The 12,378-nt window shown below is 56.7% G+C and carries 8 protein-coding genes and 1 pseudogene; 8 read left to right on the top strand and 1 reads right to left on the bottom strand.

Features of this window, described 5'->3' with window-relative positions:
- Nucleotides 1–430: 430 nt before the first annotated feature.
- The 3 genes and pseudogenes from JHL21_RS01895 to JHL21_RS01885 form a co-directional block, all read left to right on the top strand.
- A pseudogene (locus JHL21_RS01895) lies at nucleotides 431–556 on the top strand (IS3 family transposase); the annotation flags it as partial.
- Between the two features lie 59 nt (nucleotides 557–615).
- The gene (locus JHL21_RS01890) at nucleotides 616–1,344 is read left to right on the top strand and encodes an SDR family oxidoreductase (RefSeq protein ID WP_200211621.1); all 729 of its coding nucleotides are present in this window, start codon (nucleotides 616–618) and stop codon (nucleotides 1,342–1,344) included.
- A 3-nt stretch (nucleotides 1,345–1,347) separates the two neighbouring features.
- Nucleotides 1,348–2,967 (top strand): FGGY-family carbohydrate kinase, encoded by a 1,620-nt coding sequence (locus JHL21_RS01885; protein ID WP_200211620.1) that lies wholly within the window; start codon nucleotides 1,348–1,350, stop codon nucleotides 2,965–2,967.
- 27 nt (nucleotides 2,968–2,994) lie between these two features.
- On the opposite strand, the gene JHL21_RS01880 is transcribed toward JHL21_RS01885, so the two are convergent.
- Nucleotides 2,995–4,002 carry a LacI family DNA-binding transcriptional regulator gene (locus tag JHL21_RS01880; RefSeq protein WP_200211619.1) on the bottom strand — a complete coding sequence of 336 codons (1,008 nt, stop codon included), beginning with the start codon at nucleotides 4,000–4,002 and terminating at the stop codon, nucleotides 2,995–2,997.
- Nucleotides 4,003–4,222: 220 nt separating this feature from the next.
- Between JHL21_RS01880 and JHL21_RS01875 the strand changes: the two genes are divergently transcribed.
- From JHL21_RS01875 to JHL21_RS01855, 5 genes are all read left to right on the top strand, one after another.
- Nucleotides 4,223–6,151, top strand: a complete 1,929-nt coding sequence (locus tag JHL21_RS01875) for an ABC transporter substrate-binding protein (protein WP_200211618.1) — start codon at nucleotides 4,223–4,225, stop codon at nucleotides 6,149–6,151.
- An 85-nt stretch (nucleotides 6,152–6,236) separates the two neighbouring features.
- Nucleotides 6,237–8,348, top strand: coding sequence for a family 10 glycosylhydrolase (locus JHL21_RS01870; RefSeq protein WP_200211617.1), 2,112 nt, complete (start codon nucleotides 6,237–6,239; stop codon nucleotides 8,346–8,348).
- A 143-nt stretch (nucleotides 8,349–8,491) separates the two neighbouring features.
- A complete protein-coding gene (locus JHL21_RS01865) occupies nucleotides 8,492–9,478 on the top strand; it encodes an ABC transporter permease (protein ID WP_169193684.1) in 987 nt (328 codons plus the stop codon).
- Nucleotides 9,479–9,559: 81 nt separating this feature from the next.
- Entirely contained in the window at nucleotides 9,560–10,654 is a 1,095-nt protein-coding gene (locus JHL21_RS01860; protein WP_254081928.1) for an ABC transporter permease, read from the top strand.
- A 10-nt stretch (nucleotides 10,655–10,664) separates the two neighbouring features.
- On the top strand, nucleotides 10,665–12,374 hold the full coding sequence (locus JHL21_RS01855) for an ABC transporter ATP-binding protein (protein ID WP_200211613.1): 1,710 nt from the start codon (nucleotides 10,665–10,667) through the stop codon (nucleotides 12,372–12,374).
- Nucleotides 12,375–12,378: the final 4 nt, after the last annotated feature.

Here is a 12,378-nt window from a genome sequence, read left to right as displayed (position 1 = left end):
GCCGCATAGCATCAACCAAGCAACGAGCAGCGCTCATCGCTATTCAAAACACCGATCTGTGCCAAAGCATCTGAAGGCGAACAATTACATTGCCCTTGGAGCTGAAATATTCGCGAGATTAGATTGAGTGTTACGCCGTTTGTGTAATGTGCACACCAAGCGGCTTAAAGATAAAATAACTTCAATTATGTCCTGCGGTGAATACGCTGTTCGCAACATAACACGTATTACTATCGCCGACCGAATATGTCCGCTGTGCAACTGTGAACCCTAGTATGGTGGAAGGCCACCGAGATCCCAAGGCGGATTCGTATGTATTTCAGCCGAAGGTGAGGGGACGCCTAACTGTACACAAGGTTGAATTTGCTGTCGGACTGCCTAGAGATTCTGCAACCTTCTCAAAGGTGAATGGAGCAGGTGAGGGACCAATCGAGCACGAGACGAAGCTCGCAAAAATGTGTTCGACTACATCGAGATGTTCTACAACCTGACCCCGAAGCATGCCCGAAACAGCATGCTCTCATCGATCGAGTTCGACCGATTACATAAAAACTGACCCCGAAGGTGTCTACAGAACGCGGGGCAATTCGTTACGACTATACAAAGGACCACCGAATGAGCCTGTCTTTGAAGGGCCAAGTTGCAGCGATTACTGGGGCGGCCTCTGGTATCGGTTTCGCCTGTGCCAAGGCGCTTACGGAGGCCGGAGCGCAGGTCGCCCTTGTTGACCGCGATGCCGCTGCACTGGCGTCGGCCTGCGCAGATTTGGGGCAGGGTGCTTTTGCCGTCGAAGTCGATCTCCTCTCGCCCGACAGCGTTGCGACCATGCTGCCCGCAATTCTTGATCGTGCAGGTAAGCTCGATATTTTCCACGCCAATGCGGGCGCCTATATCGGCGGGCCAATTGTTGAGGGCAATCCTGACCATTGGGACCGGATGTTAAACTTGAACGTCAATGCCGCCTTCCGCACCGTTCATGCCGTATTGCCCTATATGACCGAGCGCAAAACCGGCGATATCATCATGACCAGCTCGATTGCTGGCGTTGTCCCAGTTGCGTGGGAGCCGATTTACACCGCCTCCAAATTTGCCGTGCAGGCTTTCGTGCATACGGTGCGCCGTCAGGTGGCTCCAGCGGGCATTCGCGTCGGCGCAGTGTGTCCCGGCCCGGTGCGGACGGCGCTGATTTCTGATTGGCCAAAGGAAAAGCTGGAAGCCGCTTTGGCGGCAGGTGACCTGATGGAACCAGAAGAGGTCGCTGACGCGGTTGTCTTTATGCTCACGCGTAAGCGCAGTGTTACCATCCGTGATCTCGTCATTCTTCCGCAGCGCAACGATCTTTAAGCCATGACAAAACAGTATTTTATCGGCGTCGATGTTGGGACTGCGAGCGCACGCGCAGGAGTGTTCGATGTTCAAGGAGTAATGCTCGCCTCGGCGGTCGATCCGATAAAACTCTGTTTGGAGCCCGGTGAACGGGCGGAAAGTTCAAGCGCCGATATCTGGCGGGCCGTCTGCAAAACGGTCCGCGAGGCTGTAGCCTTGGCAGGCGTTGCCCCCGCAAATGTTAAAGGCATCGGCTTTGACGCAACGTGCTCCTTGGTGGTGTTGGGCGAAGGCGGGAAGCCACTGTCTATCAGTGACAGTAGCGATCCAAGCCGCGATATCATTGTTTGGATGGACCACCGTGCGCTGGAGCAGGCCGAGCGGATCAATGCCGGTGATCATGCTGTTCTGGCTTACGTTGGCGGGCGCATTTCTCCGGAAATGCAGACGCCAAAACTGCTGTGGCTGGCGGAGAACAAGCCGGAAGTATTTGCGGGTGCTTGGCAGTTTTTCGATCTGCCCGATTTTCTGACCTGGAAGGCAACAGGAAGCCTTGCTCGGTCTTCCTGCACGGTGACCTGCAAGTGGACCTATTTGGCTCACGAGCAGCGTTGGGATGAGAGCTATTTCCGCGCCATTGGCTTGGGTGCACTCGCCGATGAAAGCTTTGAGCGTATCGGCACTGACATTGTTTCTCCCGGTTCGCCGTTGGGCAGCGGCCTGACCGCGGAGGCGGCCGCAGACCTGGGCCTTGTTGCGGGGACTTCGGTCGGCGCGGCTTTGATCGACGCACATGCCGGCGGCATTGGGACGCTAGGCGCTGCAGGCGGGCCGGGGACGATAACTTCGCGCATGGCCTATGTCTTTGGGACTTCGGCTTGCACAATGGCCTCCACTGAAACGGCAAAGCCAGTTTCCGGCGTATGGGGTCCTTATTACGACGCCATGGTGCCGGGCTTATGGCTGAGTGAAGGTGGTCAATCTGCCGCCGGTGCAGCGCTCGATCATCTTGTCACTCTGCATCCTTTTGGTGCCGAGGCGCGTGAGCGGGCAAGTGCAGCAGGAATGTCCGTGCCTGCCTATCTCGGCCAATTAGCCGAAGCCACGGGAGCCACACTGTCAGAAATTGCTCTGCTGGCGCAGGGCCTTCATGTTGTTCCTGAGTTCTTGGGCAATCGGGCGCCGCATGCCAATCCATTGGCGAAGGGGGTCATCGCTGGCATCGGCATGGACACGACAGAGGCGAGCCTTGTGGCGCTCTATCTCGCCGGACTTTTGGGCCTCGGTTACGGTCTACGACAGATCATTGAAGCGTCCTCAGTGTCCGGCATCAATGTCGAAGCAATCTACATTAGCGGCGGGGCTGGTAAGTCAAAGCTCGTGCGCCAACTTCTCGCCGATAGCGTCGGTGTGCCTGTGGCCGTCACCAGTTCGCCTGAGCCTGTGCTGCTCGGCTCCGCTATGTTGGGCGCAACTGCAGCAGGGGCATATCGGGCTCTGAGCGAGGCAATGGCGCAAATGGCCAGCACGCAAGACGTGATCTCGCCGAGTGTGGCCCATCAATCTTTCCACCAGAAACGCTATGGCGCATTTGTTGACCTACAGTCCCTTGCGGAAAGAATTCGATCCTCTGAGCATTGAAATGCTCGTCCGGGCGAAGGCGGAAGTTTAGGCCCGTGATGTCTCGTCCGACAGGACAGTGAGATCACGGACGGACTCTCGTTCGATCAAGGTTGGAACCAGCATAACGCGCTGTGGCGGTAACTGGCGCTTGCGTGTGTTCATGCGGTCCATGAGCAGGCGAAATGCGGCAATGCCCATGTCTGTGCCGGGTAGGCGCAGTGTTGTGAGCGCGGGCGAAATCTGTGTCGCGGCCGTAAAATCGCCATAGCCCATCACCGAGATATCTTCCGGAACGCGATAGCCGATCCGATGGAGCTCAGCGATAACAAAAACGGCCAGGCTGTCGTGTGAACAGAACAGCGCTGTTGGTCGGTCCCCTAGGTCAGCCATTTCGGTAATGTGCTGGGCAAAGGTTTTTTCGGTGCTGAACTGAATTTCGCTGATGGTAGCATCAGGGCAGTAGACGGTGGCTTCTCTCAGTCCAAAAAGACGTTCCATACGGCCGCGCAATTTTCGCGTGCCGTGGACGAAGGTAATTTTGCGATGCCCGCGGGCCAGAAGATACTCCCCCACGGCTTTGCCTGCTTCGTGGTCGGCACCACCGATTTGATCGGTGTTCTCGAGTGGGCGAACCCAGCCCAGCCGGACCGTGGTGCGGCCCGTTGCGGCTATAGCTTCAATCAATGGCTGTTCATGGGGGCCAACCAAGACCACCCCATTGCTGTTCGCGACCATGCCGCTGACTTTGTCCGAAGACGGCGCCCAAATGGTCTGCAGTTGAAATCCAGCCGCTGAAGCCTCCTGCTCGATGCCATTCTGCATCTGCATCCACAGCTCACTATTCACCGGGTCATGCTCAGCGAAAATGACATGAATGATGGGCTGCGTTGGCACTGTCGCTGAACTGCGCTGATAGCCCATTTCACGCGCCTTGGTGATGATGCGCAAGCGCAGCTCATCACCCACGCCATCCTTGCCTGCCAGCGCGCGGGACACCGCGAATTTCGACACACCAAGTTGGTCGGCGATGCTGCCTAGAGTCACTTTCTTCACTTCACCACCTCCATCTTTTTAGGTTGTAGCACAATAGAAGTTAGGTGCAACAATGGCGAGAAATGTGCGGTAAAAAGTTAGATAAAACAAGTGGTTATCGGGGTAATGTATTGATGTTCATAATGTCTGAAAAACAAATTGACCTAACAATTAGGCAGTGAAAAGCTGATGTTAGTCCGAAGATTGATAGATAAGTCATCCGGGCTGAGGAGGAGAAAAAATGACCAATATTTCTCGGAGGGCGTTCCTAGCTGCGTCTAGTGCTGCTCTGCTACTGCCTGCAATTCCTGCGTTCGCCCAAGGAGCGATGACGGAGGCGCCAGGCTTGGCGGATGCCGTCGCGGCGGGGACATTGCCGCCGGTCGCTGAGCGCTTGCCCAAGAACCCCATGGTGGTTGAGCCGTTTGAAGCCGTTGGCAAATACGGCGGCGATCTGCGGGCGGCGCTTGTCGGCGGCGGCTCCCTCAATATGATGCACCGCTACCAGGGCTACGAAGGTCTGCTGCGGTATACGCCGGACTTTGGCGGAGTTATTCCGAACGTTGCCGAAAGCTTCGAATCCAATGCTGATGCGACTGTCTATACGGTCAAGCTTCGCGAGGGTCATAAGTGGTCTGATGGTCAGCCCTTCACCACCGATGACGTCATGTTCTTCTATGAAGATGTCATGCAGAATTTGGACCTGACACCTTCGGTGCAAGGCTATCTGCGGACGCCGAATGGCGATGCCGGTGTTTTCGCTAAGGTCGATGAGACGACCTTTACGATTTCCTTCAGCCAGCCGCATGGTCTGCTCCCATTGCGCATGGCTTGGGCTAACGACGACCGTACGACGCGGTTGCCAAAGCACTACCTCAGCCAGTTCCACATCAAGTACAACCCAGACGCGGATAAGCTGGCTGTGGAACAGGGGCTCACCGGCTGGGTCCAGCTGTTCCAGATCAAGAGCGGGATTTCCGTCGACGGTGAAATTTTCAAGAATAAGGACATGCCGACGCTCTACGGCTGGAAGATCGTGCAGCCGGTTGGCGAGTCTGCGGAATACTCGATAGCCGAGCGCAACCCGTACTATTTCAAGGTTGATACGGCAGGGAACCAACTGCCCTACATCGACCGGGTTACCTATGCCATCGCCGCCGACAATGAAGTCTTGCTTCTTAAGGTGCTGCAGGGCGAAATCGACATGATTGACCAGTGGATTTGTACCCCAGCCAATCGTGCCGTGCTCTATGACGGCCAGGAGGCGGGTAAATACGGCTTCTATACGACGACCTCAACGGAACCCAACGAGATGGTGTTCCAGCTCAACTTGACCCATCCCGATCCGATCAAGCGCGCCCTGTATCAGAACAAGGATTTCCGTGCCGGTTTGAGCCATTCTCTGGATCGTCAGGCCGTCATTGATACAATCTTTATCGGGCAGGGGGCTCCGGCCCAGCCGTCGGTGCGTCCGGAAGATCCGCTGTATAATGAACAGCTGGCGACCCAATATGTCGCCTATGATGTCGCTAAGGCGAACGAGTATTTGGACAAAATCATCCCGAACAAGGATGGTGAGGGCTTCCGCCTAGACGAGAATGGCCAGCGCGTGTCGATCATCTTCGAGATCGATCAGGTTCGCCAGACTTTTGTCGACGCGTTCCAGCTCGTTTTGCCGATGTTCCGTGCTGTTGGTGTAGACGCTCAGATGCGCTCCATGGATCGCTCGCTTTGGGAAGTCCGAGTGCGCCAGGGTGGGGAGTATGATGCAACGGTTCACAAGTTCGGTGGCAATGGTGGCATCGTCGCTGTGTTGGATCCGCGCTATTTCTTCCCCAACACGACCGAGGCCATGTACGCCAAGGGGTGGCAGATCTGGTACAATGACAAGACATCCCCCGACGCGGTCGAACCTCCAGCGGCAACGCAGCGGCAGTATATTGCCTATGATGAGCTTCGGCAGACGGGTGATCCGGCGCGTCAGCAGGAGTTGATGAAGGAAATCCTGCAAATCGCGGCGGATGAGTTTTACGTTTTCGGTATAACGCTGCCGCTTGATGGCTATGGCATTGTCGCAAACCGGCTCAAAAACGTCCGTCCGACCATGCCAAACAGCTGGGGTTACCCGACGCCAGCGCCGACTAACCCGGAACAATACTACATCAGCTGACATCCCTAAATGTCAGCGCTTGGCCTCGGCGGTTACCCCCGCCGCCGGGGCTCCCTTTTTCACGCCCATGCTTCGGACCGACTTGATGCTCATGACAGAAGACAGCCTTTCCACCGCCGGACTAAGAACACCTGAATGGTACAAGAGTGCTACGCGGTGGACCCAGCTCACTTTTGTCGAGGATGACCCGCAGAGGTACGATCCTGAGTTCTGGGTGGACGTATTCAAGCGCACGAAATCGAACGCCATTTGCCTCTCCGCAGGGGGGTATATTGCCTATTACCCGAGCGAGATTCCGCTCCACTACGTGTCCAAATTTATTGGCGATAGTGATCCGTTCGGCCGATTGGTGGACGAAGCGCGCAAACTGAACATGCATGTTATGGCGCGCGTCGACCCCCATGCCATCCATGCGGATGCGGCAGAGGCGCATCCTGAATGGGTGTCCCTCACTGTCGATCGGAAGCCTCGTGAACACTGGGCGATGCCCGGAATTTATGTCACCTGCGCCTATTCTAGCTACAATTTCGACTTCATGACCAAGGTCATTGTCGAAATCGCGGAGAAGTATGACATCGATGCCTTGTTCGGCAATCGTTGGCAGGGGCACGGTGTTTGCTATTGCAAGGCATGCGAAGATAATTTCCGCGCTGCCAGTGGATTTGACCTGCCCGAGACGACCAGTGCCTCAGATCCTGTCTGGCAGGCTTGGGCCGCGTGGCGTCGCACCACGCTGACACGTCTCGTGGCGCATTGGGACACGGAAGTTAAGAAGGTCAAACCACACGCCAGTTTCATTCCCAATATGAGCGGCTCCTCGCTCATGGAATTTGACCTATCGGTCATCAAAAAACACTGCCCGATCTTGTTTGTCGACCATCAGGGGCGACGCAATGTCGAGCCGGCCTGGTCGGCGGGCCGCAATGGCAAACGTATCCGCGCCACTTTCCGCGATCGGCCGGTGGGGCTCATTACCTCAATCGGTCCAGAGGAAATTCCGCGCTGGAAAGACTCTGTGCAGACCGGCCCGGAAATCGAGCAATGGGTCCACGCAGGGATCACGCAGGGCCTCTTTCCGTGGTTCACCAAGTTCAACGCCTGTGTCCCGGATGATCGCTGGGTGCAGCCGACGGCAAACGCCTTCAACTTGCATGCTAAGATAGAGCCGGTCCTTGGCGAGATGTCGCCGACTGCAGAAATTGCAGTCATCGACCCGGCGACAACTCTACGCAATTGGGACCCCGATAAGCGTCATTTGGCCGAGCTTAACGACATGGGGTTTTACCATGCTCTCGTCGAAGCACGGTTGCCGTTTGAGTTTCTCTCTGACCAGATCATGACGGCCGAAACGCTGAGCGCCTATAAGCTGATCATTCTGGCCAATGCGACCTATCTATCGGACGAGCAATGCGCCGCAATTCGCGCCTATGTTGCAGCCGGTGGCAGCGTCGTGGCGGCACACCAAACGTCGCTATTTGACGAAAAAGGCGCCGCACGGCCTGACTTCGGCTTGGCTGACGTGTTCGGCGTGACGATGACGGCGCCGCCGCGCGGAAACGTTCGCAATTCTTATGTTGCAATCAATGGCGATCACCCAATCAATGCAGGCTTTGCCGGCGCAACGCGCATTATTGGTGGCACGGAAGACATTGGGGTCGAGCCAATTGCTGGCCTTGAACAGCCTTTCCTGAAAATTCCAGATTTTCCTGACCTGCCGATGGAAGAAGTCTATCCGCGTCTCGCCCCGCAGGGCGTGGGCGTTGCCGCCCGCGAAACTAAAGCAGGCGGGCGCGTGGTCTACATCCCGTGGAATATCGGGGAAGTTTTTTGGACATATATGGCAGCAGACCAAGGGCTGCTTATCGCGAATGCGGTCAAATGGGCCCTGGGGAAAGAGCCCGAAGTGCGCGTGAGTGGCAAAGGCGTGCTGGATGTCGGCCTTCACCAGAGCGAGAATGGCCGGGTGCTGTGCCTGCTTAATCTGACAAACCCGATGATGATGAAGGGTCCACTGCGCGATACCTGGCCCATTGGTCCTTTGACGGTAGACATCGAAATCCCGCTTGGCAAAAAAGTTAAATCTGCCAGTCTCTTGGTATCCGGTCAGAATGTGTCGGTCCATGTAGAAGGTAACCGAGCGACTGTGGAGGTCAGCGAGATCGAGACCATGGAGGTGGTCCATCTGCGCTGGGAATGACGCAAGACCGATAACCCCAGTGAGTGACGTGCTGTCCAGGGAGAAGGACCAAGGCGTCGTTTGATTGGGGTTTGACGAGCATATCATCTCGGTTGGCGGCGGAAACGCTGCCAGCCACCCGCAATGCCGAAAGAGGAGCGGCAATGCTAAACTATATTCTGAAGCGGCTGGTCTACATGATCCCGACATTGTTCGGGATGTCGGTGATCTCGTTCGCCATCATCCAGTTACCACCGGGTGATTATCTCACCTCGCTCTTGTCGACATTGGCCGACGGCGGATCACCCGTCGACGCGGCAACCATTGCGCGTTTACAAACGCAATACGGGCTCGATCAGCCGGTTTGGGTACAGTACGGCAAATGGATGACCGGCATTCTGACTCGAGGGGACTTCGGCTTTTCCTTCGAATGGAACCAACCGGTTTCTGAAGTTATCTGGGGCCGGATGGGTTCGACGCTGGCCATTTCATTCGCGGCGCTCCTGCTGGTTTGGGCAATCTCATTGCCAATTGGGATCTATTCGGCAGTGCGCCGCAATTCCATTGGCGATCACGTTTTCACCTTCTTTGGTTTCATCGGCTTGGCTGTGCCAAACTTCATCTTGGCGCTGACGCTGATGTATGTGTCGTTCAGGGTGTTTGGGCAGTCTGTTGGTGGCTTGTTCTCGCCCGAATATGTTGACGCGCCCTGGAGCTGGGGCAAGGTCTGGGATCTCATCCTGCACCTGTGGATACCCATACTCGTCATCGGCCTTTCAGGCACGGCGTCCATGATCCGCATTTTGCGGGCCAATCTCACCGATGAGCTCTCCAAGCCCTATGTCACCACAGCGCGCGCCAAAGGGCTGCCGGAATACAAGGTCATCGTCAAATATCCCGTGCGGATAGCGCTGAACCCGTTCATCTCCGCCATTGGCTGGGTGCTGCCGGAATTGGTCTCAGGCGTCACCATCACGGCGATTGTTCTGAATTTGCCGACCGCCGGGCCACTGCTGCTGCGGGCGCTAGTGGCTCAGGACATGTATTTGGCGGGCAGTTTCATCTTGTTGCTGAGCGTTCTGACCCTCGTGGGCATGCTCATTTCAGACATCTTGCTCGCGCTTCTCGATCCGCGCATTCGGTATAATTGAGGTGCTGGCATGACAATGACACCTGTCTTCGATCCGACAAGCGTTGATGATGGTCCGGCAATCTCCGGACTCGCGCCGGGCATGGCACCAATCTCGGATGCCGGTGCTGGGCAATGGACACTGATCTGGCGCAAGTTCTTCGCGCAGAAAGTCGCCGTTTTTTGCGGCGGCGTGATCTTGGCCCTCTATCTGGTCAGTGCACTGGCAGAGTTTCTCGCGCCAGGCCTGCCGGACACCAGTCGCGCTCAATACACTTATGCCCCCCCGCAAACTTTGGCGCTCTTCACTCCCGAAGGTGAATTCCAGCTCCATGCCAAGGGCTATTCGGTCACCATCGACAAGGAGGCACTCAGGCGCACTTTCGTTGTCGACGACAGCGTGATTGTTCCTGTTGGCTTCTTCGTGGAGGGCCCCACTTACAAGTTCTGGAACCTATTTGAATCCAATCGACACTTTTTTGGTCCTATTGATCCCAACGAGACCGTCTACTTGCTTGGGGCGGATCGCCTAGGACGCGATTTGCTGAGCCGGCTGGTCTATGGCACCCGTATTTCCATGTCCATTGGGCTAATCGGGGTGTGCATGTCGCTCGTGCTGGGCGTCGTGCTTGGCTCGGTCTCAGGCTATTTCGGTGGCATCGTCGACACAGTGATCCAACGCATCATTGAGGTCGTCAGCGCCATGCCGACCATTCCGCTCTGGCTTGGCCTGGCGGCTGCAATCCCGCTCACCTGGTCGCCGCTGCATGTCTATTTCGTCATAACGGTCATCGTATCACTATTGGGCTGGACCGGGTTGGCCCGCGAGGTCCGGGGACGCTTTTTTTCGCTTCGCAATGAGGATTTTGTCACGGCAGCCAAGCTCGATGGATCGAGTGAGCCCCGCGTCATTTTCCGGCATATTCTTCCCTCACTCACCAGCCACATATTGGCTGTGACGACGCTTGCGGTCCCCTCGATGATTATCGCCGAAACGTCACTGTCCTTCTTGGGCGTGGGGCTCAAGGCGCCGGTCGTGAGCTGGGGCGTGCTGCTCCAAGACGCGCAAAACATCCGGTCGATCTCGACGGCACCTTGGCTACTGATCTGGCCCAGTCTGGCGGTGGTGATTGCGGTTCTATCCTTCAACTTTTTCGGTGACGGACTTCGCGATGCTGCCGACCCCTATGAGAGCTGAGGAGCGCGGAATGGAAAAGCCTGTTCTGAGCGTTCAAAACCTATCGCTCGATTTTCACCTTCGAACACACATTCTGCATGCGGTGCGGGACGTGAGCTTTGATCTCTATCGGGGCCGCACGCTGGCGCTCGTTGGCGAGAGCGGGTCCGGAAAATCGGTGACGGCGCGATCACTCATGCGCATCGTTGATAAGCCCGGAGTGATGGTTGGTGGTAAGATTATCCTGCGCGCTGATGGGACAGAAACCGATCTCGCTCAGCTGTCGTCGAGCAGCAAGGAAGTGCGAGCCGTTCGGGGCGCCCGCATCGGCCTGATCTTTCAGGAGCCAATGTCTTCGCTGTCGCCGGTCCACACCATTGGCAGCCAAATCGACGAGGTTTTACGCCTTCACGTCAAACTCAGTAAGCGCGCGGCGCGGGACCGCACCGTTGAACTCTTGCGTCAGGTGGAAATTCCAAACCCCGCAGAGATGGCGGACCGTTACACGTTTGAGTTTTCTGGAGGAATGCGTCAGCGCGCCATGATTGCCATGGCTCTGGCCTGCAATCCGGATGTACTAATCGCGGACGAGCCGACAACTGCCCTAGACGTCACCACTCAGGCTGAAATCCTGGACCTAATCAAACGCCTGCAAATCGAGCGTGGCATGGCCATGCTGCTGATCACTCATGACATGGGCGTTGTGGCCGAGGTTGCGGACGATGTTGCCGTGATGCGTTTTGGGCGGATCGTCGAAAAGGGGACGGTGGATGCCATTTTCCATGCGGCCCAACACCCCTATACAAAGCGGCTACTGGCTTCGACCGTGAAGCTGGAACAGCCTGCCGCCGCGCGGGCCGAAGCGGTCGTTGCGCCACAGCCCATCCTCACCATCAATGGCCTCACAAAGGTCTATGGCGGGGCCAAGGGGTTTTTGGGTAGCAAAACTTTCGCTCTCAAGGCCGTCGATGACGTCAATCTTGTGCTCCATGCCGGCGAAAACCTCGGCATAGTTGGCGAGAGCGGATCGGGCAAAACCACGCTAGGACGCCTCATTCTGCGTGTTGTGGAGCCTACCGCTGGTCAAGTGCTGTACCGTCAGCGCGACGGTTCAGAAATTGACGTCACCAGCTTGTCCAAGGCCGAGCTGCGCAAGTTCCATGCAGATGTACGTCTGATTTTCCAAGACCCCTTTGCCTCCCTCAATCCCCGCATGACGGTCCGGCAGATCATTGCGGATCCGCTGATCGTTGAGGGCAAGTTGGGCGCTCAGGAGATTGAGCATAAAACTGCCGAACTCCTTCGCCTCGTCGGGCTGTCGCCGGACGTCATGGAGCGATATCCGCACGCCTTTTCCGGCGGGCAGCGCCAGCGCATCGGCATTGCACGTGCTTTGGCGCTCGACCCCCGCATTGTTATCGCTGATGAGGCGACGTCAGCGCTGGACGTGTCGATCCGTAGCCAAATTCTGGATCTGCTGCTGGAGATTCAGGAGCGGCTTGATCTGTCTTTCATCTTCATTTCCCACGATATTTCCGTGGTTCGCTATTTCTGCGACCGGGTGGCCGTGATGCATCGCGGACGGTTGGTGGAAGTGGGCGATGCAGAAAAGATATGCACCCAGCCAGACCAGGAATACACGCGCGCGCTGATTTCGGCGGTGCCCAATCCGGATCCTCGTGACAAGCGCATGTTGCACCGCACGCGTCTGTCGTCTCTGTCCCCCTCTGCAGTTGGCTAGTTTC

It is taken from the genome of Devosia sp. WQ 349K1 (assembly GCF_016595685.1).
Lineage (GTDB): Bacteria > Pseudomonadota > Alphaproteobacteria > Rhizobiales > Devosiaceae > Devosia.
This window is presented reverse-complemented; position numbering and strand designations above follow the sequence as displayed.